Below are 521 nucleotides of genomic sequence, written 5' to 3'. Positions count from 1 at the left end.
GCGGGCCTGGCCTATGGGTTTCGCATCGAGCAGACGGGTGCGGATGCGTCGGGGCTTCAGATTGGGGAGAAAAGCTCGGACTGTGAGGTCGAACGCGTCGAGGTGGCCGGGGCTGGCTTTGCGGGGATGATGATCAAAACCGACCCCAGCTGTGATGGTTCCACCTGGCAGGGTAATTTCGAGATGCGCAACGTGAAGGTTCATCACAACTACATCCACGATGTGGGGGGGGAGGGGTTGTACATCGGCAACTCGTTCTGGAACACGGGCATGGAGATCATTTGTGGGGGTCAGAAAAGGACGGTGCAGCCGCATGCGATCTGGGGGTTGGAGGTGGCCTACAACCGGATCGAGCAGACGGGCTGCGAGGGCATCCAGTACGGGTGTGCGCCTGATGCCCAGGTTCACCACAACCAGGTCCGTCATGCGGGGGTGTCGCCTTTTGCCAACTTTCAGAACAACGGGGTTCAGATAGGGGGCGGCTCTGGGGGCAGTTTTTACAACAACACCATCCGGTATGC

At 59.7% G+C, this 521-nt stretch carries 1 pseudogene; it reads left to right on the top strand.

From position 1 onward, the window contains the following. Positions 1–521, top strand: a pseudogene (locus tag ACYVH9_RS31640) (right-handed parallel beta-helix repeat-containing protein); the annotation flags it as partial.

This window comes from Larkinella harenae, assembly GCF_054780515.1.
The sequence above is the reverse complement of the archived record's forward strand: the minus strand, read 5'-3'. Positions and strand labels throughout refer to the sequence as shown.